The sequence below is a fragment of the Hymenobacter latericoloratus genome, from assembly GCF_014199535.1.
Lineage (GTDB): Bacteria > Bacteroidota > Bacteroidia > Cytophagales > Hymenobacteraceae > Hymenobacter > Hymenobacter latericoloratus.
Genome location: NZ_JACHNV010000001.1, coordinates 721789 through 742902, shown reverse-complemented (window position 1 = coordinate 742902; position 21114 = coordinate 721789). Strand labels below are relative to the sequence as shown.

Here is a 21114-nt window from a genome sequence, read left to right as displayed (position 1 = left end):
CCCGGTCGGACGCCTCCGGCGTCGGACCGGAGCGCAAGGACCGGGTAGAGGCTACTTTTCGGCCAGTTCCCGCAGGGTCAGCCAGGCCATCAGGCCGGGGCCGGTTTCCAGGGCTTTCGGGTCGATGTCGAAGGTGGGGGTGTGCACGGAGGAGGTGTGGCGGCCGCTGCCGTCAGCGGCGGCCGTGCCCAGGCGGTAGAAGCAGGCGCTGGCGGCCTGGCTAAAGTAAGCGAAGTCCTCGGCGGCCATCCATTGGTCCAGCTCCACCACGTTTTCGCGGCCCAGGTACTCCACGGCGGCTTGTTCGGTGCGGGCCGTCAGGGCGGGTTCGTTCTCGAGGTAGGGGTAGCCCCGGCGGATTTCCAGCTCACAGGTAGTGCCCATGCTGTCGGCCAGGCCCTCGCAGAGGCGGCGCAGGTGCTGGTGAGCCTCGTTGCGCCACTCCTCGTTCAGGGTCCGGAACGTGCCTTCGATGTACACTTCGTTGGGAATAACGTTGGTGGCACCCTGGGCAATTACCTTCCCGAACGACAGCACGGAGGGCAGCTTGGGGTTGGCGCGGCGGCTGACAATCTGCTGGGCCGCCACGATAATATGCGCGGCTACTACTACCGGGTCCAGGTTCTGCTCGGGCATGGCACCGTGGCCGCCCTGGCCGCGCACGGTCAGGTACAGCTCATCGGTGCTGGCCATGTAGCGGCCGGCCCGCAAGCCTACTTTGCCGGCCGGCAGGCGCGGAAATACGTGCTGGCCCAGCACGCTGGCCGGCTTCGGGTTTTCCAGCACTCCTTCCTTAATCATAAGAGAAGCGCCCCCCGGTAGCAGCTCTTCACCGGGCTGGAACATCAGCTTCACGGTGCCTTCAAACTCGTCGCGCAGCTGGGTCAGGATGCGGGCCGCGCCCAGCAGGGAGGCCGTGTGCACATCGTGGCCGCAGGCGTGCATCACGCCGGGGTTCCGGGATTTGTAAGGCACGTCGTTTTGCTCCGTAATAGGCAGCGCGTCCATGTCGGCGCGCAGGGCCACGGTGCGGGAGCCGGGGTTCCGGCCTTCTATGAGGGCTACTACCCCCGTACCGGCAATGGGCTGGGGCCGCAGGCCCAACTGCCGCAGCTGCTCCGTCACGAAAGCTACGGTGTCATGTTCCTGAAACGACAGCTCCGGGTGGGCATGCAGATGCTCGCGCAGAGCTACGGTATCGGCCGCCGTTTCGGCCGCCAGGGTTTTAATGCGGGGCAGTAGATGTTGCATAGCAATGGCGCAAAGCTCTGGCTTCGCGTGTGGTGGCGGAGAAAAATAGCTGCGGCCGCCTGAAAACCCCGGCGCCACCATTCAGGGCCCCGGATTCTCGTGTGCCGATTTGGTTAAAAAGTAGTTTTGTTGATAATCACCTGGGCCGATTCCAACTCAGCTTTCGGAGCCAGGGGCCGAATCCGGATCAGGGCCTGCTCTGCTTCCAGGCGCGTTAAGTAGTCGCCAATCCAGAGGCGGAAGATGGGCTGCTTGTAGGCGAGGTAGTCGGTTTCCTCGGGGTAGCGGCTGATAACGGCGCGGCGCACGGCCATGGCCTGCTCTTTTTCCAGCCCTACGTAGGCCAGAATGCGGTAGCCCTGGGCGTACTTCACGTTCTGGTTGGTGAAGGCCTGGTCGCGGAGGCGCTGCTCAATCTGGGGGTTGACGTGGTTGGTGGGGGTAACCGGACGGGCAGGGGTAGCAGGCGCAGCGGCTGGCGCTTTGGGCGCGGCAAACACCGGCCGGTACCGGCTCAGGTCTTCGGTGGGGGTAGCAGCCGCAGAGGTCCGCCGCGTGGTATCAGGGGTAGCAGTGGAAGCCGCCGGTGCGGCCGGACCCGACGAGGCACAAGCGCCCAGGGAAAACAAAGTGGACAGCAGCAGCACGTTACGTAGCAGATGTTTCATGAGAAGGTTCTTCCAGCAAAGCCAGACTATTGGAGGAGCCGATTCGGTCGGCACCGGCGGCCAGCAGGGCCAGGGCAGCCGTGCGCGTCCGGATGCCGCCCGAGGCCTTGATACGCACGCCGCCCGGCAACGAGCGGCGCATGAGCATAATATCGGCCACGGAAGCGCCCCGGTTGGCAAAGCCGGTGGAGGTTTTCACGAAATCGGCGCCGGCCTCTACGCAGAGCTGGCAGGCGGTTACAATTTCGTCCTCCGTAAGCAAGGCGGTTTCAATGATGACTTTGAGAATGGCGCCGCGCAGGTGGCACAACTCGGCCAACTGCCCTATTTCCTCTTCCACTTCTTCCAGCCGGCCTGCTTTCAGCGCCCCCACGTTGATAACCATATCCAGCTCGGTGGCACCGTCGGCCAGGGCCTGGTGGGCCTCAAAGAACTTCACCTTGGCCAACGCATACCCCAGCGGAAACCCAATAACCGTGCACACGGGCACCCCGGTGTTCTGGAGCTGCTCGGCCGCAAAGCGCACGTAGCAGGGCGGCACGCACACGCTGGCGAAGCGGTGGGCCGCTGCCTCCTGGCAGAGTTGGGTTATCTGATCCGGGGTGGCGTCCGGCCTCAGCAGGGTGTGGTCGATGGCGGCGGCGAGCTTTTGCGACATAAGAAGGCAAAGGTAACGGACGTGAGCGGCACGAGCGAAGTGACCTGCATGCTACAACAAACGGGCCGCGCTTCCAACTGGAAACGCGGCCCGTTTGCTATTTACCTGCTGGCCGTTAGTCGATCAGCACGGCCCGGTCGTTGAGCAGGTCGTCTTCTACCTGCTTAAACTTCACGTCGCGCAGGATGCGGCCGTCCATGTACTGCACGCTCACCTTCTCGTTGCGGTTGGCCACTTTCTGCGATTTGGCGGGCTGCTGCTTTTCCAGCACCTGGGCGCCGTCCTGCTCCAGATCCTCGGGGCCAGCACCCAACGAAGCCGACGATACTTCTTTTTCGGCCTTCAGGCGGGGCTGGGGCGGCGCTACGGGCAACTCGTCTTCGGTGAAGTACTCGGGCTCATCGTAGCCATCCTGGCCGGCCTGCATGGGCACGTCGGCGCGGAACAGGAACTGGATGGTGTCCTCGTTGACCTTGCTGATCATCTGCTTGAACAGTTCGAACGACTCGAACTTGTACACCAGCAGCGGGTCTTTCTGCTCGTACACGGCGTTCTGCACCACCTGTTTCAGGTCGTCCATGGCGCGCAGGTGCTTGGTCCAGGCCTCGTCAATTACCGACAGCACCACCACCTTTTCCATGCTCCGAATCACCTCGTGGCCGCCGTTCGCCTGGGCGCGGCGCAGGTTGGCCACGGCCTGAATCTGCTTGCGGCCATCGGTGAAGGGAATGGCAATATTCTCGTAGGGCGAGTTCTGGCTCAGCAGGTCGTTAATCAGCGGCAGGGAGTTGCCGGCAATAAACTCGTTCTTGCTGTGGTAGTAGCCCAGTGCCTCATCGTAGAGCTTCTGGGTGAGCTGCCCGGCCTGCATGCCGGTCAGGTCCTGAGCCGTCAGGTGGGTATCGTAGCCGAACACCCGGATAACGGCCAGCTTGAAGTCCTCGAAGTCGTTATTGCCTTTGTGGCCCACCACGATGTCTTCGCAGACGTCGTAGATCATGTTCCAGATGTCCAGCTCCAGACGCTCGCCATGCAGGGCGTTGCGGCGGCGCTTGTACACCACCTCGCGCTGGGCATTCATCACGTCGTCGTACTCCAGCAGGCGCTTCCGGATGCCGAAGTTGTTTTCCTCTACCTTCTTCTGAGCACGCTCGATAGAAGAAGTAATCATGGAGTGCTGAATCACCTCGCCTTCCTCGAGGCCCATACGGTCCATGAGCTTGGCAATGCGGTCGGAGCCGAACAAGCGCATCAGGTTGTCCTCGAGGCTCACGAAGAACTGCGAAGAACCCGGGTCGCCCTGGCGGCCGGCACGACCCCGCAGCTGGCGGTCAACGCGGCGCGACTCGTGGCGCTCCGTACCAATAATGGCCAGACCACCGGCTTCCTTGGCGGTGCCGCGCAGCTTGATGTCGGTACCACGGCCGGCCATGTTGGTGGCAATGGTTACGGTGCCGGGGTAGCCGGCAGCGGCTACAATCTCGGCTTCGCGCTGGTTCTGCTTGGCGTTCAGCACCTGGTGCGGAATCTTGCGCAGGTTGAGCATGCGGCTCACCAGCTCCGAAATTTCAACGGACGTGGTACCCACCAGCACGGGGCGGCCGGCTTGCACCAGCGTCTGGATTTCCTCGGCTACGGCGTTGTACTTCTCACGAACGGTCTTGTACACCTTGTCGTGCTCGTCTTTGCGGGCAATGCCGCGGTTGGTAGGAATTACTACCACGTCGAGCTTATAGATTTCCCAGAACTCGCCGGCCTCGGTTTCGGCCGTACCCGTCATGCCGCCCAGCTTGTGGTACATGCGGAAATAGTTCTGCAGGGTTACCGTGGCGTAGGTCTGGGTGGCGTCTTCCACGCGCACGTTTTCCTTGGCTTCAATAGCCTGGTGCAAGCCGTCGGAATAGCGGCGGCCTTCCATTACGCGGCCGGTCTGCTCGTCCACGATTTTCACCTTGCCATCATCAGTGAGGATGTACTGGTCGTCCTTCTCGAAGAGGGTGTAGGCTTTCAGTAGCTGGTTGATGGTGTGGATGCGCTCCGACTTCACCTGGAAGTCGTCCATGAGCTTTTCCTTGGTGTGCAGCTTTTCTTCGGCGCTTAGCTCCTTGCTGTTCTCGATAACGGCCAGCTCCGAGCCGATATCGGGCATGATGAAAAAGCTGTGGTCTTCGCCCTGGCCGGTAATCAGGTCGATGCCTTTTTCGGTCAGCTCGATCTGGTTGTTTTTCTCGTCGATGGTGAAGAACAGCGGCTCATCGGCCTTGGGCATCTGGCGCTGGTTGTCCTGCAGGTAGTAGTTCTCGGTTTTCTGCAGCACGGCGCGCATGCCGGTTTCCGACAGGAACTTGATCAGCGGCTTGCTCTTGGGCAGGCCGCGGTAGGCGCGGAACAGCATCAGGCCGCCCTCCCCTTCCTTGGGGCCGTCTTTGCCTTCTTTGATCAGCTTACGCGCTTCCACCAGGTAGTTCTGCACCTGCTTCTTCTGCGCATCCACCAGCATCTGAATGCGGGGCTTGAGCTGGTAGAACTCGTGCACGTCGCCGCGGGGCACCGGGCCCGAAATAATGAGCGGGGTCCGGGCGTCGTCAATCAGTACGGAGTCCACCTCATCGACCATGGCGTAGTGGTGGCGGCGCTGCACCAGCTCCTGGGGGTCGCGGGCCATGTTGTCGCGCAGGTAGTCGAAGCCGAACTCGTTGTTGGTGCCGTAAGTAATGTCGGCGAGGTAGGCCTGGCGGCGGGCATCGGTGTTGGGCTGGTGCTTGTCGATGCAGTCCACCGTGATGCGGTGGAACTCGAACAGAGGCGCATTCCACTCCGAGTCACGCTTGGCCAGGTAGTCGTTGACGGTTACCAGGTGCACACCACGGCGGGCCAAGGCGTTGAGGAAGGCAGGCAGGGTAGAAACCAGCGTTTTACCTTCACCCGTCGCCATTTCCGAAATCTTGCCCTGGTGGAGCACTACCCCCCCGATGATCTGCACATCGTAGTGGATCATGTCCCAGGTAACTTCGGCGCCGGCGGCGGTCCACTTGTTGCTCCAGATGGCCTTGTCGCCCTGGATGGTCACGTTGGACTTGCGGCGGGCGTATTCCCGGTCGTAATCGGTGGCGGTAACTACCAGCTGGCCGTTCTGGGTGTAGCGGCGGGCGGTTTCTTTGGCAATGGCAAAGGCCACGGGCAGCACTTCCATGAGCACTACTTCCAGCTCCTTGTTGCGCTGCTTTTCCAGCGTGTCAATCTGATCAAACAGCTGCTCTTTCTGCACGGCGTCGAGGGAGGCATCCTCGTTTACGCGCTGGTGCAGGGCGGCAATCTGGTCGTCGATGGCTTTCAGGTAGGCGTCGATCCGGGCCCGGACTTCGTCGGTGCGGGCGCGCAGCTCATCGTCGCTGAGTTGTGCCAAGTTGGCATATTCGGCGTTTACGAGCGCCACGTACGGAACAATCTCCTTCAAATCCCGGTCCGATTTGGTACCGAAAATCTTGGCGACGGTTTTCCCTAGAAAATCAAACATGCTGGTTTACCTTAATTGAAACGCCGGGGCGCTCCCCAAATTTACAGGATTTCTAGCCAAAATCGCCCCATATCGTAATCAACAGACAATGTGGCTGGTTTCGCTGCTTACCGGGCGGGCGGCCACTGCTGTAACGGGCGCAATTTCAGGGCCTCCTGCTTCCGGCAACAGCCCAGCTACTTTTCTCCAGCTCCCCACTGCGTGCGCTGCGCCGGAGCCAGCGCTTTTCTACCAGGTGCCATAACCCAAATGCTACCAGCAAAATCAGCAGCAGCACCCCACTGAGTCCCTGCCAGGGGGCCGACGCGAAAACACCCCAGTAAACAAACAGCTGTATCAGCGGAAAATGCACCAGATACACGCCATAGGACACGTCGCCCCACTTGCCCACGGGAAGCTGAGCGGGCAGGCGGGTAGCCAGAAACAGCACGAGGCTGGCGTAGCAAACCGGCTCTAGTACTTCGCGTAGCGCATGGTGGCGCAGCAGCAGGAAGGCTACCCCCACTATCAGCGTCAGCCCGCCCAGCCACGGCCCGAGCCGGCGCTCCTGCAGGGTAAACAAGGCACCCAGGGCGAAAAAATGCAGCATACCAGGAAATTGCCGGCTTAGCTCGGTTACGGCCCGGGGACTTAGGCCGGGTACGCAGGGCAGCAGCCAGCCCCAGGCCAGGGCCCCCACATACACCAGCCCCACGGCCGGATAGGGCCCCAGCCGGCGGCACAGCCATACTAGCACCGGCACGCAGGCGTACAGGCACAGCTCTACCTTAATGGTCCAGAGGGAGCCGTTGAGTACCGGCACGGGCTGCTGCCCGAAAACACCCGGCAGGGTAGGCTGCAGAAAATTCAGAAAAATGGCATTGGCTCCCAGGTAGCGGTAGGTGGCCGGGTGCCCCAGGTACTCCCCTACCGGGAGCGTGGTAGCCACCAACCCTATCAGCCAGGCCAGTCCCAGAGTTACCAGATACGCCGGATAGATGCGCCTAACCCGCTTTTCGGCGTACTCCCGGCCGCTGGCACTGCTCAGAAAGCTGCGGGTAACCAGGCAGCCGCTGATAACGAAGAAGCCTTTCACCGCAAAATCAGCCGACAGCACTGCCAGAAAGGGTTGGAAGGCTGGCACCTCCGACAGCACGGCCAGATGGCACAGCACTACCGTCAGGGCTAACCCTAGGCGCACGGCATCGAAGTTGTTTTGCATGGGCGCAGCTAAAAATATGGCGCAAAATACGGCTGCCCAAAAGATTCCGGTCCGCACTGCCGGGGAGCCAGAAGGCCACCGTTCTTACCGGGTTGTAAAACGAGGAAACCCCGCTGCCGGGGGGGGGGCGCGGGGTTTTCACGAAAGGAAAGATCAAAAGGTGCGGCGAGACTAGTACGGCGGCGCTGCTGCCTACGACGCCACAGCCATTGGTTCTTCTTCGGGCGAAGCCTTCATGAGGGTCATCACCTCCGATACACACTGCTGCAGGCGCTCCTCAACCGTAGGCAATAAATTACCTTGGCGACTGCCCAACACACTATAGGCCGGGCGAGCGGCGGGCAACCCGAACGCCTGCATGGAGCGGGGCACCACGAAGGAAGTGTCCAGGCGGGCCATATCGGCGGCCAGGCGGGCCAGGTCGGCCCAGGTGTAGGCCCCCTGGTTGGCCAGGTGCCACACGCCCCGCTCCTCATCAAGGAGCAAGTCCAGGGACACATTCACCAGGTCCGGCACGTAGGTAGGAGAAATCAGGACGTTGTCGGGGGCCTCAAATGCTTGCTTGTGGTAGCCGGCGTGCAAGGCCGCGTACACGAAGTTGTATTCGTCCCAATGGCTGAAAAATGCGCTGGTGCGCACTACCAGGGCCTGGGGCATGTGCCGCAGCACGTCGCGCTCGGCCAGGCGCTTGCTGTTCCCGTACACGTTCAGCGGGCAGGGGGTATCATTTTCTACGTAAGCGGCCGACTTGCTACCGTCGAAAACCAGGTCGGAGGAAAACGTCAGGAAGTGAACGTCGCGGTAGGCGCAGGCGGCGGCCAGAATGGCGGGGCCCACGCTATTCTCGTGGTAGCACTGCTTGAAATGGGTTTCGGCCTCATCTACGCGCACGTAGCCAGCAGCATTTACCACGGCCCAGGGCGAGTAGCGGCTCAGAGCTTTTTCCACGGAAAGCGGATCGGTAATATCCAACTCGTGGCGGCTTAATGCAACAGCATCGATGCCACGAATGGCACAGATGCGCTGGAAGGCCCGGCCCAGGGTACCCTTGGCGCCGGCTATCAGCAGGGGCTGCACCGGGGGCTGGGCGGTGGACATGTCACTAAAGTCAAGAATTTGCATAGCTCAGGTGGTCTGGGAAGTAGGACAATGATGATGGTAGAGGAAACGGTCGTCTCGCTCCCACCAGCCTTTGTTACGGAGTACCGGGTGGTGATATTGGCCTTCAGTAGCCAGCGCCTTTACCATTTTGAAAAGAGCGGTGGGGCGGGGCCTGCCGCCGCGCATATCAAACACCCCGCTTTCATAGGAGGCGCCGTCCTGGGTCAGGAGTGTATTCCAATCATAGGCGCCCAGCAACGACCAAATGGTGATGGCGCGCAGATCAATCCCTTCCTGCTTTAGCTGGTTAGCGGCATCCCAGGCGTATTTTATCCACCGCATTTGCTCTTCGCGGGTACAGTTCAGGTGTACTTCGGTAACGGCAATGGGCAAGTGGTACCGTTCGTAGGCTTCCAGCAGCAGGCGGTGCAGGCCGGCCATTTGTACCAGCCGCACGCGCACGGCCTCCACATCGGCGTACTCCACGCGCGCTTCACTCTGGCACAGATGATGAGCCGGGAAATAGTGGTGGTTGTCGTCCAGAAACCGCTCACTGGTGATGTAGTGGTTGATTCCCAGCACATCGGGGGGTAGGGGGTCGTGCACCAGCTCCAGCAGCTCGGCCTCGGAAGCGCCGTGCCTGCGCAGATAGGACCACAGCGGATGGTGCTGATCAAGGCGGCCACAGAGCAGATCAAACGTGAGCCAGCGGCGGCTGTTTTCGAACTCGGCTTGCTCCTGCAGCTTGGGCGTACAGTGGGTTTTGCCCAGGTCCTCGGTCTGTACCAGCTGGGCCTCAGGCGTTACCCGCCGGATGGCCTTCATGGCTTCCTTCACGCCCCTGATGTGATTGAGCTGAATCCGCACGAACGTTTTGTCGTCGAGGGCGTGCGGATACCAGATGCCGTAGAGGCCGCTGAAGCGGGCCGTGGTCAGGGGCTCGTTGACGGGGGTGTAGTGCTTGATCCAGGGGTAGCGCTCGGCCACCATGCCGGCAAACCGGGCCAGGCCGGGCACAAAGTTCTTGTTGTGGAGGGCGGTGTAACGCGGGCCGCTGCCGTGGTGCAGAAGCGTCACGATGGGGTCAATGCCCAGCTCCCGCAAACGCGCCATTCGTTCGTCGGTCCAGGTCCAGTCGGGGTGGTTCAGGCTTTCGGGGGCTACCTGTTCCCACAGAATGGGGTAGCGCAGCTTTTTAATGCCCAGCTCAGCAAACAGGTCCAGGTCCTCGATGCGGCTGCGGTGGCCGCTGCTCCGGAGCTGGTCGGAGTAGCCGTTGCCAATCCGCCGGATAGTGCATTCCACCCCACCCCATACTTCTACTTTTTCCATACTTCCATCCTTTAGTAGCTGCCTTGCATCAGGGTGGCAGTGTTGAGTTACTACCATCTGAAAACAGCTCTGTCACCCTGAGCAGGGAGCAAGCGCCGGAGGGTTGCTACCCCGAACAGGGCAGCCGTTACCGTCGGCTTCTTGCTACCAGCTCAGAGTGACAGACTCTGGGTACCGCGTATTCTGATGCGCGCTATTCCTTGGCCGGGTCGCGGGGCACCAGTTTCTCCATAATGGAGGCCGAGCCGATGATGGTGGGCTTGGCAGCCTTCTGGGCTTCTTCGGTTTTTTCCGTGAGCTTCTTATACAGTGTCAGGGCCTGGGCTACTACCTGGTCCATGTTGTAGTACTTGTAGGTAGCCAGGCGGCCCACAAAGTGTACGTTCGGAGTTTCGTCGGCCAGCTTCTTATACTTATTGTAGAGCTCGGCGTTTTCGAGGCGCGGTACGGGGTAGTACGGGTCACCTTCGGCCTTCGGATACTCGTACACGATGCTGGTTTTGGGGTGCTTCTGGCCGGTGAGGGCCTTAAACTCCGTGATGCGCGTGTACAGGTTGTCGTTGGGGTAGTTGACCACCGGCGCGGCCAGGTAGTTTTCCTGATTCAGCGTTTCGTGCTTGAACTCCAGGGAGCGGTAGGGCAGCTTGCCGTACTTGAAGTCGAAGTACTCGTCCACGGGGCCCGTAAAAATCATTTCCTTGAAGGGAATGAAGTCCACGATGTCGTGGTAGTCGGTGTTGAGCATCACCTTGATGTTGGGGTGGTCCAGCATGCGCTCAAACATGCGGGTGTAGCCGTGCAGCGGCATGGCCTGATACGTATCGGTGAAGTACCGGTCGTCGCGGTTGGTGCGGGTAGGAACCCGGCTCGTTACCGACTTATCCAGCTCCGAGGGGTCCATGCCCCACTGCTTGCGGGTGTAGTTCTTGAAGAATTTCTCGTACAGCTCGCGGCCGACCTTGCTTACCACCACGTCTTCCGACGTTTTGATAACCGGCACCTGCTCGGCTACCGACTCGAAGAACTGCTCTACTTCAAAGCTATTCAGCGAGAGGCCATACAGCTTGTTGATGGTGTCGAGGTTGATGGGCATGGGCACCATCTGACCATCCACGGAAGCCAGTACGCGGTGCTCATAGGGGCGCCAATCGGTGAAGTTGGAGAGGTACTCGAAAACGTCTTTCGAGTTGGTGTGGAAAATGTGGGGCCCGTACTTGTGGACCAGGATGCCTTCCTCGTTGTAGTGGTCGTAGGCGTTGCCTGCAATGTGGCAGCGCTTATCCACAATGAGCACTTTTTTATTGGAGCGCGTAGCGAGCCGCTCGGCCAATACACTGCCGGCAAATCCGGCTCCGACGATGAGATAATCGAACATAGCTAAGCGGAGTTTTGAGGTAAGAATGAGGGGGATGAACAGGCAGGGTTGGACAGGAGGGCGAAAATTTCGGGAGAAGGGGGCTGGGTGGTCAGGTGGCCTTTCGGCCCTTTGCCGGCGCCAGCTGGTTGGCAGCTAATGTGAAAATCAGCGGCTAGCCGGGGTAGCAGTCAGTTTTTTCTGCATCAGCGCCACCATTTGCTGCCAGGTTTGGTCCCAGCTGATGGTGGCGAGGTAGTCATCGGTGCGCTGGCGCCAGTCGGCATCCTGGTGCTGAAGCAGGGCTTTTTCGATGGCCGCGCCAAAGTCCTTGGCGTTATCGGCTATGTGTACCAGGTTCAGGTCGCCGTAGGGGCGCACCACGTCGCGGATGGGCGTGCTCACTACCGGGCGGCCGGCCGCGAGGTACTCGGGCGTTTTGGTGGGCGAAATGAACTTCGTGCTTTCGTTGTCGGCGAAGAGCAGGGTAGCCACATCCCAGCCGCGCAGGTAGGCGGGCAGTTCCTGGTAGTCTTTACCGCCCAGGTAGTGGATGTTTTGCTGGCGGGGCAGCATAGCCGGGTCGATTTTCACTACCGGGCCGATAATCACGAACTGCCACTCGGGGTGAGCATCGGCCAGCTGGCGGAGCAGCTCAATGTCGAGGCGCTCATCAACTACCCCAAAGAAACCCACGCGGGGGTGGGCAATGCCGGCCTGGTCGGCGGGCTCGGGCATTTCCCGGCGGGCCTGTCCGAAGTGGTCCTTATCGATGCTGCTGGGGAAGGGGTGCGCATCAGCGTGTTGCTGGCTTTTGGCCTCGTACAGCGTATGGCCCCCCGTGAATACGTAGTCAGCCTTCTTGAACAACTCCTGCTCCCGCTCCCGCAGGGCCGGCGGCGCAAACTTGAAGGCGGCCAGCTCATCCATGCAGTCATAGATGGTGAGGGCCGGCGTAAACTTACGCGACTTGCCCAGAGCCATGGGCGTGTAGTACCAGGCAATGAATTTCTCGATGTTGTGCTCCGCGAAGTACTGGCGCAGCACTTCGTACTGGGCCTCTTCGGAGGCTTCCTCGTTGTGGCGCAAACGGGCTGGCAGGTGCACCACCAGCACTTTCAGGCCATGCTGCCGCTCCTTCACCTCCATGTGCGGCTCAATCAAATCGTCGGCGTGGTAGAAGGCATCTTCCACGTAGAACACCCGCCCCTGCTGCGCAAAGCGCGACATCAGGTGCTGGGGCCGCTGCCACACAAAATCCCAGTGCAGGTGGGCAAAACAAACTAAATCGGGCAGAACGTAGGGTAGCGTTTCGGCAGGGGCAGCAGATTGGGTAGCGAGGGAAGATTGGGAGGCGCGCACTGGCGGCTCCGCTGGTGGAGACAGCGACATAAAGGCGAAATGATATGTTAGAACAGCAGCGCTTTCGCCGGACCGTACAGCACGATGGCAGGCTACTGTTTATCCCTCATACGCCACCCGTAAAAAAAGGGTATAGATGAGCTCTAACTAAATGCGCTGGGCTCTGTTGAGCCTAACTTACGATGTATTTCTTACTTCAGCCTAGAATATATTGCATTTCTACAACATCCTGCCAGCCAGCAGGAGTACGTAGCCAGTCTTTTCTTACCCCTACCCTACTGAATCCTACCCCCTCAAACAGCTGCAGACTGGCCGCGTTTGATACCGCAATAGTGCAATAAACCTGGTGAAGTTGAAGTTGCTGCCGAGCGTAGGAAAGCAACAGGCTTAAAGCGGCCTGAGCGTAACCCTTTTGCCGGAATTCCGCCAGAATGGTAATCCCGACCCCGGCCCGTTGGTGCAAAGGCTCAAACCCGAAAATATCCAACGTGCCTACGGCTTGTCCAGTAGCAACCGCACAGATAACCAGCCGCAACTGGCGCACCTCAAAAAAATCGGCGGCGGCGCTGTCCAGATATTGTCGTAGCACATGCCGCGACACGGGCACGAGCGTATCGGACACGCCCCACACCGCCGGATTGTTCTCCAGCGCGTACAGAAAATCGAGGTCTTCGGCTTCCAGGGGGCGTAGCAAAATCAGGTCGGAGTGAAGCATGGTTCAGGCCGTGAGTGGGGGTAGCAAACCTACGGGCCTCGCCGCGAAACCAAGTCAGAGGCCCAAATTTTACCTTAACATTCCTTTGAGCCGGGAAGTTGAGTCCGGTATCATCCAATTAAATCTTCCTGACATGAAATACAATTTGCTGGGTACTACCGGCCTGAAGGTATCGGAGCTGTGCCTGGGCACCATGACGTTTGGTGGCAGAGGCTGGGCCGCCGCCATGGGTTCCCTGGATCAGCCAGCCGTTGATAAGCTGGTAAAACGTTCCCTCGACGCCGGCATCAACTTTATTGACACGGCCAACGTGTACTCCGAGGGCTTGTCGGAGGAGCTGACGGGCCAGGCTTTGCACAACTTGGGCATTTCGCGGCACGATGTGGTGCTGGCCACCAAAGTGCGCGGTAAAATGGGCGAAGGCCCCAACGATGCTGGCCTGACCCGCAAGCACATTTTTCAGCAGGTGGATGACAGCCTGCGCCGACTGAAAACCGACTACATCGACCTATACCAAACCCACAGCTACGACCCACTGACGCCCCTGGAGGAAACCCTGCGCGCCCTCGACGACTTGGTGCGCAGCGGCAAAGTGCGCTACATCGGGGCCAGCAACGTAGCGGCCTGGCAGCTGATGAAGGCGCTGAGCTATTCCACTTACAACCACGTGGAGAAGTACGTGTCGTTGCAGGCTTACTACACCGTTGCGGGCCGCGACCTGGAGCGGGAGCTGGTGCCCTTGCTGCAGGACCAAAAGGTAGGGCTGCTGGTGTGGAGCCCGTTGGCCGGTGGTTTTCTCAGCGGCAAATACACTCGTGAAAACCAGAACGAAGAAGGCGCCCGCCGCGTGAACTTCGACTTTCCGCCCGTTGACAAAGAGAAAGCCTTCGATATTATTGATGCGCTTCGGCCCATGGCCGAGGCCAAAGGCGCCACGGTGGCCCAGCTGGCGCTGGCCTGGCTGCTGCACCAACCGGTGGTAAGCAGTGTCATCATTGGGGCTAAGAAGATAAACCAGCTGGAAGATAACCTCAAGGCCGTAGATGTGCAGCTAACACCCGAGGAGCTGCAGCAGCTGGATGAAGTAAGCAAACTGGCCCCCGAGTACCCCGGCTGGATGCTGGACTTCACCAAAGGCGACCGGCAGCTGTAGTTATCTATCCCCTGGAAAAGACAGCGCCACAAGTCCAAGCGGGCCTGCGGCGCTATCTTTTTTTTAGGAGAACTTCGCCAGTACAGTATACTAGATTTCTGGTGTATTCCGTTTCGTTGATAGATTATATATAAGCATCCCTTACTTCATCCTACTTATCTACTCACACTCTCATGAAGCATCTGTATTATCTCTTGGTTATCTGTATCTTATTATCACCCTACAAAGGATGGGCGCAAAGCAAATTATACCTCGATCTGAAAGTAGGGGCCAGCCATAATGCCGCCGAAGGAGTCTACTTTGATAAAAGCCGCTTGCCTTTCAAACCGTACAGCACGTTGAAGGACATGAGCTTCGACGAGCAGGGTGTGCTAATGTTGCGCCTGCAGTTGCGGGAGAAGTGGGGCATTTCCACAGGTTATAGTGGCAGCGCCTTGGCCTGGGCGTATAGCCTGCAAATGCCGCAGCAGTACACCGTCAATCCGTATCATGGGGAGTGGAAGGGCCAAGGCGCCAGCTTGTATATGCATCAGCTACCCCTGCTGGTCAGCAGAACTTTCAGAGAGTATAATATCAGGCAAATCGATACCATCCGGCACACCTACCTTGCCAGCTTCCGGCTGGAGGCAGTGCTAGGTGGAGGCTTGAATCGCATTGGCAACAACTGCCTTGACTGCGGCCAACTGGGAACTGGAGGACTTTTCTATGATACTATCGAATTCAAGGAAACACCTATCGTAAAACGTAAATGGGGCGGTTTCCTGATAGGCGGCGTAACAGCCCGCTTCTACCGGCTAGGCAAGGAGCGCCTCAACCTGAGCGTGTACTACACGCAGGGCCTGACGGATATGGTGCTGGTGCCGGTGGCGTATCAGTACAACGCGCAACGGGGTGCTACTACCCTGCGCGTGCGTGGGTCGGGCTTTAGCGCCACCTTGGGAATACCCATCCGTCTGAAGACTTTTAGCAAGGCGCCGCCAAGTTAGCTAAGCAGCGCTCGTAGCTTTTGCCTGAGTAGTGGGGTAGAAAAAACAAGGAACCTGGTTCCGCGAGAAGCGACTAACCCAGGTTCCTTGCTGTGCTCGGAATGATAATTACTTCGTCCGGTCGGCTACCTCTATTTTGCCATCGAAGACCCGGGTGGCGGGGCCGCTGAGGAAGATGTTGGAGAAAGAGCCGTCGGGGTTGGCCTCGAAGGACACGCGCAGGTCGCCGCCGGGAGTACGTAGGTGTACGGGGCTGGTAGCGCCGCGCCGCGAAGCCGCCAGGGCCACGGCCGTGACGCCGGTGCCGCAGCTCAGGGTTTCGTCTTCTACCCCCCGCTCATAGGTGCGCACCTGCCAGGGCTGGCCGGGGGTAGCGGGAGCTTCCACGAAGTTGATGTTGGTGCCTTTCTCCCGGAACCGCTCGTTGTAGCGAATGGCCCGGCCTTCGGTAAATACGTTCAGCTCGGCCAGGGTGCTGGCGGGCTGGAAGCGCACAAGATGGGGCGAGCCGGTATCGAGAAACACGCCGTACTCTTCTACTTCCTGCTGCCCGATGACGTCCTGCATGCGCAGGTGCACGGTGCCGTCGGCATCTACGCGGGCGTCGTGGGGGCCGTCAGCGGCCAGGAAGCGGGTAGTGTCTTTTACTACCCCCAGCTGCTTGGCAAAGGCCACGGTGCAACGGCCGCCGTTGCCGCACATGGAGCCCAGGTAGCCATCGGCGTTGAAGTACACCATCTCGAAATCGTAGTGCTGGTGCTGGCGCAGCAAAATCAGGCCATCGGCCCCAATGCCGCGGCGCCGGTCGCAGAGGAAGCGCACGAGCTGGTGGTTATGCTCATCGAACTGATGGGCGCGGTCGTCCACCATCACGAAGTCGTTGCCGGTGCCTTGGTATTTGTAAAAAGAAAGCGTCACGGGGGAGGAAAGCAAAAGGAGGTTAGAGAAACTTGCGCAGCAGCGCTACCTGGCCGGCGGAGTAAAGATAAGGCTGCACCAGACCATGCAGCAGCCCGTACAGCGAAACGTAAGGGCTATTCCGGCCGCTTCGGGAAGCTGCCCGGCGCGGGGTCCGGTGGATTTTGCTGGTGGCCGGGAACTGGCGGTAGCTTTGCGGAAGTTCCGGCCGTAGTTGCCAGAAGAGGTTCATAGGGGCGCGGGGGGTAGGCCGCCTGCATGGCTGGAAGCCTACCCCGGCAGCTGGCCGGTAATTCGGTTGATTTCGTGTGGCATCTTGCTCCTGCATTATCTTCCCCTTCAAGATACGGTGCCGACCGAGACTGTGCCATACCGTACCTTTGCCTGCCTGCCCCCACGGGCAGCGTAAAGGTAGTTCTATGTACACGTTCCTCACCACCAGCCCCTGGGCCGACTACGAGCTGATTGACGCCGGCAACTTTGAGAAGCTGGAGCGCTTCGGCAAACACATTCTGGCGCGCCCCGAGCCCCAGGCCATCTGGGACCCGCACCTGCCCGCCTCGGAGTGGCAGCGGGCCAACGCCATTTTCACCCGCGAGAAGGGCAGCCAGGAGCGCGGCCAGTGGAAAATCAAACCGGGCACGCCCGAGCAGTGGGTTATCGGCTACGAGCGGCCCGACGGGCTGAAGCTGCGGTTCCGATTGGGCATGTCGTCGTTTAAGCACGTCGGCCTGTTTCCGGAGCAGGACCCCAACTGGCAGTTCATCTATAACCAGACGCGCCAACGCCGCGCTACCCAGCCGCGGGTGCTGAACCTGTTTGCCTACACTGGCGCGGCCACCCTGGCCGCCCGCGCCGCCGGCGCCGACGTCACTCACCTCGACTCCGTAAAGCAGGTAAACTTCTGGGCCCGCGACAACATGGAGGCTTCTAACCTGGATGGCGTACGCTGGCTGGTAGAGGACGCCATGAAGTACGTGCGGCGCGAGGTAAAACGCGGCAGCAAGTACCAGGGCCTCATCCTCGACCCGCCCGCTTACGGCCGCGGCCCCAACGGCGAGAAGTGGCAGCTGGAAGATGAGCTCAACGAAATGCTCAAGCTCTGCAAGGAGCTGCTCGACCCCGAGGACCACTTCTTTCTCATCAACCTCTACTCCCTGGGCTTCTCGGCCCTGATTCTGGAAAACCTGATCCACGAAATCTTCCCGCAGGCCCGCCAAAGCCGTGAAATCGGGGAAATCTATCTGCACGATAAAGCCGCCCGCAAGCTGCCGCTCGGTACTTTCTGCCGGTTTGCGGTTTGATGGGGTGAAGAGGTGATGGGGTGACAGGTGAATCGGGACAGGTAACAGGTGACCAGCAGAACGTCATGCCGAGCTTGTCGAGGAATCTTGCTCGCCTCGGTGAACCGCCCCCCGGCTCCTTCTCCTCAGGTAGAACGGAGTAGATACTTTGGCAACGTCAGCACGCGAGATGCTTCGCCTCCGGCTCAGCATGGCGTTCTGCTGGTCACCTGTTACCTGTCCCGTCACCTGTCACTTTTCACCCCATTACCTCATTACCTCTTCACTTCTTCACTTAAATCACCCTTAACTCTATGCGCCACCGTCGTCTGGCCCTGATTGATATGGGCACGAATACGTTTCACCTGCTGATTGTGGAGCTGCCCGAGCCCAGCCACCAGCAGCCCGTTACGCTGCTGCGCACTAAGGTAGGCGTGCGTTTGGGGGAAGGCGGCATCAGCAAGGGCGAAATTGCGCCGGCGGCTTTTGAGCGGGCGCTGCACACGCTGGTGGGCTTTAAGGAGGAAATTGAGCTGCACCAGGTCACGGACGTGCGGGCTACCGCTACCAGCGCCATGCGCGTCACGCGCAACGGCCCGGCCCTGGCCCAGGCCATCTTCGAGCAAACCGGTATTCGGGTGGAGGTGATTCCGGGAGAGCGGGAAGCGGAGTTGATTGCCAAAGGGGTGCGGCGGGCCGTGCCACTGGGCGCCCAGCCCCACCTGATTATGGACATCGGCGGCGGCTCCGTAGAGTTTATTATCGCCGATGCCACCACCATCTTCTGGAAGCAAAGCTTTGAAATTGGCGCCCAGCGCCTGCTCGACAAGTTTTTTCCGGACCCCAGCGGCGTATTCCCACCGGAAGCGGTGGCGGCCGAGCAGCAGTACCTGGCGGAAGTGCTGGCCCCGCTGGCCGCCGCCGTGCAGGAGTTCCGGCCGGTGGGCGTGGTAGGCGCCTCGGGCTCCTTCGATAGCCTGGCCGATATGCAACTGGGCCAACTGCGCACCGAAGCCGAGCTGCCGCCCAGCACAGAACTGGCCCTCAGTAGCTTTCAAACCAGCTACCAGCAGCTGCTTAGCCTCACCCATGCGCAGCGTGTGGCCCTGCCGGGCATCCTGCCCATGCGCGCTGATATGCTGGTCGTGGCCTCCGTGCTGATTGACTTCGTGCTACGCATCACCGGCATCACCCACCTTCAAACCTCGGCCTACGCGCTCAAAGAGGGGCTGCTGGCCGAAATGCTGGAGCAGTAATTCCTCCCAGGTAGCCCTGCTGGAGCCTGTGCCACCAAGTGGCGGTGCGGGCAGCTTCCCGACGTACGTGGCCGCGCGGCCCCTACCCCTTGCTCATGACGACAACCCTTCCCTATACTCAGCTTTTCACCTTCACGGAGTCGGTTTTCAAAGGCCTTGGCTGCTCCGACGAAGATGCCATCCTGGCCACCGAAACCCTGCTCTCCGCCGATTTGCGCGGCATTGACTCGCACGGCGTGGCCCGCCTGATCGGGTACGTGCGGCTCTGGGAAGCCGGCCGCATCAATGCTACCCCCCGCGTGGGCGTTACCTACGAGACGCCCAGCACCGCCGTAGTGGACGGCGACGGGGGCCTGGGCCTGGTAGTGGGCCCGAAGGCCATGCAGGTAGCCCTAGAGAAGGCCCGGCAGGTAGGCACGGGGTGGGTAGCGGTGAAAAATTCCAACCACTTCGGTATTGCCGGCTACCACGCCATGAAGGCCCTGGCCCACGACATGATTGGGGTGGCGATGACCAATGCCTCGCCGCTGGTGGCGCCTACCTACTCCCTGGAGCGTTTGCTCGGTACCAATCCTATTGCCGTGGCGGTGCCCGCCGGCGAGCAGCCCGACTTCGTGCTGGATATGGCTACCACCACCGCCGCCAACGGCAAGCTCGAAATTGCCCAGCGCAAGAACCTGCCCATTCCTGAGGGCTGGGCCCAGGACCCGGCCGGGGTAGGCTCCACCGACCCCAATGCGGTGAAAAATGGCGGCGCTCTGCTACCCCTCGGGGGGGCCACCGGCTCGCACAAAGGCTACGGCCTGGGCGCCGTAGTCGATATCTTTTCGGCCGTGCTCAGCGGGGCCAACTATGGGCCCTGGGTGCCGCCCTTCGTAGCGTTTCTGCAGCCTTCGGCTAACCCCGTGGGCGAGGGTCTGGGCCACTTCTTCGGGGCGATGCGCGTGGACGCTTTCCGCCCGGCCGCCGAGTTCAAAGCCCACATGGACAACTGGATTACCACCTTCCGTAGCGCCCGCGCCACCGAAGGCCAGCACGTGCTCATCCCCGGCGACCCGGAGCGGGAAATGTCGGGGCACCGGCTGCTGGAGGGTATTCCGCTGCTGGAGCCCGTGCTGCAAGATCTGGAAACAGTAGGCGCCAAGTTTGGCGTGAAGCTGTAAATACTACCCCAGTCAGCAACCAAAAGCCCGCCCGGGTTACCGGGCGGGCTTGGGCGTTCAGGTTATGCAACCTTAAATCAGCTGCGTTTGGCCGAGCAGTTTGCTCATGGCTACGTCCTGGTTCAGGTACTTCGAGGAATACTGCGCATCAGGGCCGTTCAGGAACAAGCAGGTTTGCCCTTCCACCGCCTCAATAATAGCGTCTTTCTGATCCATGGGCAGCGCGGGGCAGCCCAGGCTACGGCCCAGGCGGCCGTACTGCCGGATGAAATCCTCACTCACGTAATCAGCCCCGTGCATTACCACAGCACGCGAGAAGGCATTGGTATTGAAGCCCTCGTCGAGGCCCTGCAGCTTCAGGGAACGGCCGTGCTTGCCCTGGTACTCGCCCTGGGTCACGTAGAAACCCAGGCTGCTCATGTTCGATTCGTTTTCGTTGGAGAAGTTGGTCGCCATATTCTCGCCGGAGTTGTGGCCGTGGGCTACCAGCGTATGAAACTTCACTTGCCGGGCGGCCAGATCCAGCACCCACAGGCGCTTTTCGGTGGACGGCAGCTCGAAATCGACCACGGTCAGCAGCTGCTTGCCGCTGAGCTTACCCTCGCTTTCCAGGTTAAGGTAGCCGGTCATGGCCTTTTCGAACACTTCATAGCGCAGGCCCTGCTGCTCTACCCCCAGTTCCCGGTATAAGTCGTGCAGGCGCTGGTTGTACAGCGTGGCCGGCGCAACTACCGGGGCCGCTACCAGCCGCGCCTGGTGGTTGGTGGTGGCAGCTTTTGACTTTGCTACCGGAGCAGCCAGCGGCGTAGCCAGAAACAGCGAGGCCACGAAGGGCAGTACCCGCCGCGCCATCCGGCGGGTACGCAGCTTCAGACGCTGGCGACGAACGACACTCAGATTTTCCATCGACACAGGTTGGTTTCGGGTTTCGATAAGGCGCTTGCTTTACCACAAACAGACCCCACAGGCTTTACGAGACTTTGGCCATTGCAGATGCCCTGCCGGTAGCGAAAATCTGGGCCCGCAGCTATAATGCTCATTCCGGCTGATAGATTCCCGGTCGGTTAAAAACGGCAAAAAGAGCACCGGCATCTGCCAATACGCCACCAGAATTTTAGTAGCCGATTTTTAATCTTACAGGCCCCAATTCTGCTCTTATCGGCGCCTGCCGCGCCGTGTCTTTTTCCCACCACTCA

The 21114-nt window shown here is 60.3% G+C and carries 18 protein-coding genes; 5 read left to right on the top strand and 13 right to left on the bottom strand.

The features are described from left to right. Positions 1 to 51 precede the first annotated feature (51 nt). From GGU46_RS03335 to GGU46_RS03295, 10 genes are all read right to left on the bottom strand, one after another. Positions 52 to 1251, bottom strand: coding sequence for a M20 metallopeptidase family protein (locus tag GGU46_RS03335; RefSeq protein WP_183402124.1), 1200 nt, complete (start codon positions 1249 to 1251; stop codon positions 52 to 54). Positions 1252 to 1364: 113 nt separating this feature from the next. After that, positions 1365 to 1919 (bottom strand): sporulation protein, encoded by a 555-nt coding sequence (locus GGU46_RS03330; RefSeq protein WP_183402123.1) that lies wholly within the window; start codon positions 1917 to 1919, stop codon positions 1365 to 1367. Beyond that, positions 1900 to 2577: a deoxyribose-phosphate aldolase gene (gene deoC, locus GGU46_RS03325; RefSeq protein ID WP_183402122.1), complete on the bottom strand. Its 678-nt coding sequence runs from the start codon at positions 2575 to 2577 to the stop codon at positions 1900 to 1902. The genes GGU46_RS03330 and deoC overlap by 20 nt, the downstream gene beginning before the upstream one ends. Before the next feature lie 115 nt (positions 2578 to 2692). Beyond that, the gene (gene secA / locus GGU46_RS03320; RefSeq protein WP_183402121.1) at positions 2693 to 6094 is read right to left on the bottom strand and encodes a preprotein translocase subunit SecA; all 3402 of its coding nucleotides are present in this window, start codon (positions 6092 to 6094) and stop codon (positions 2693 to 2695) included. A 145-nt stretch (positions 6095 to 6239) separates the two neighbouring features. After that, positions 6240 to 7295 (bottom strand): acyltransferase family protein, encoded by a 1056-nt coding sequence (locus GGU46_RS03315; protein WP_183402120.1) that lies wholly within the window; start codon positions 7293 to 7295, stop codon positions 6240 to 6242. Between the two features lie 192 nt (positions 7296 to 7487). Continuing rightward, a complete protein-coding gene (locus tag GGU46_RS22015) occupies positions 7488 to 8417 on the bottom strand; it encodes an SDR family oxidoreductase (RefSeq protein WP_246417540.1) in 930 nt (309 codons plus the stop codon). Positions 8418 to 8420: 3 nt separating this feature from the next. After that, positions 8421 to 9728: a family 1 glycosylhydrolase gene (locus GGU46_RS22010; RefSeq protein WP_246398656.1), complete on the bottom strand. Its 1308-nt coding sequence runs from the start codon at positions 9726 to 9728 to the stop codon at positions 8421 to 8423. Between the two features lie 193 nt (positions 9729 to 9921). After that, positions 9922 to 11103 (bottom strand): UDP-galactopyranose mutase, encoded by a 1182-nt coding sequence (glf, locus tag GGU46_RS03305; RefSeq protein WP_183402119.1) that lies wholly within the window; start codon positions 11101 to 11103, stop codon positions 9922 to 9924. 147 nt (positions 11104 to 11250) lie between these two features. Then, entirely contained in the window at positions 11251 to 12474 is a 1224-nt protein-coding gene (locus tag GGU46_RS03300; protein WP_183402118.1) for a glycosyltransferase family 1 protein, read from the bottom strand. Positions 12475 to 12640: 166 nt separating this feature from the next. Continuing rightward, a complete protein-coding gene (locus GGU46_RS03295) occupies positions 12641 to 13159 on the bottom strand; it encodes a GNAT family N-acetyltransferase (RefSeq protein ID WP_183402117.1) in 519 nt (172 codons plus the stop codon). 133 nt (positions 13160 to 13292) lie between these two features. Here GGU46_RS03295 and GGU46_RS03290 point away from each other — a divergent pair, with 133 nt between their 5' ends. After that, complete coding sequence (locus tag GGU46_RS03290) at positions 13293 to 14312, top strand: aldo/keto reductase (protein WP_183402116.1); 1020 nt, start codon at positions 13293 to 13295, stop codon at positions 14310 to 14312. A 173-nt stretch (positions 14313 to 14485) separates the two neighbouring features. Next, complete coding sequence (locus tag GGU46_RS03285; RefSeq protein ID WP_183402115.1) at positions 14486 to 15298, top strand: hypothetical protein; 813 nt, start codon at positions 14486 to 14488, stop codon at positions 15296 to 15298. 108 nt (positions 15299 to 15406) lie between these two features. On the opposite strand, the gene dapF is transcribed toward GGU46_RS03285, so the two are convergent. After that, the gene (gene dapF, locus GGU46_RS03280; RefSeq protein WP_183402114.1) at positions 15407 to 16216 is read right to left on the bottom strand and encodes a diaminopimelate epimerase; all 810 of its coding nucleotides are present in this window, start codon (positions 16214 to 16216) and stop codon (positions 15407 to 15409) included. Positions 16217 to 16238: 22 nt separating this feature from the next. Further along, positions 16239 to 16448, bottom strand: a complete 210-nt coding sequence (locus tag GGU46_RS03275; protein ID WP_183402113.1) for a hypothetical protein — start codon at positions 16446 to 16448, stop codon at positions 16239 to 16241. Positions 16449 to 16635: 187 nt separating this feature from the next. Between GGU46_RS03275 and GGU46_RS03270 the strand changes: the two genes are divergently transcribed. The 3 genes from GGU46_RS03270 to GGU46_RS03260 all read left to right on the top strand — a co-directional run bounded on the left by GGU46_RS03270 (position 16636) and on the right by GGU46_RS03260 (position 19918). Beyond that, positions 16636 to 17520 carry a class I SAM-dependent methyltransferase gene (locus tag GGU46_RS03270; protein ID WP_183402112.1) on the top strand — a complete coding sequence of 295 codons (885 nt, stop codon included), beginning with the start codon at positions 16636 to 16638 and terminating at the stop codon, positions 17518 to 17520. 293 nt (positions 17521 to 17813) lie between these two features. Beyond that, positions 17814 to 18755 (top strand): Ppx/GppA phosphatase family protein, encoded by a 942-nt coding sequence (locus GGU46_RS03265; RefSeq protein WP_183402111.1) that lies wholly within the window; start codon positions 17814 to 17816, stop codon positions 18753 to 18755. 95 nt (positions 18756 to 18850) lie between these two features. Further along, positions 18851 to 19918, top strand: coding sequence for an Ldh family oxidoreductase (locus GGU46_RS03260; RefSeq protein WP_183402110.1), 1068 nt, complete (start codon positions 18851 to 18853; stop codon positions 19916 to 19918). Positions 19919 to 19990: 72 nt separating this feature from the next. Here the strand turns inward: GGU46_RS03260 and GGU46_RS03255 are convergent, their stop codons facing one another. After that, complete coding sequence (locus GGU46_RS03255) at positions 19991 to 20824, bottom strand: murein L,D-transpeptidase catalytic domain family protein (protein ID WP_183402109.1); 834 nt, start codon at positions 20822 to 20824, stop codon at positions 19991 to 19993. Positions 20825 to 21114: the final 290 nt, after the last annotated feature.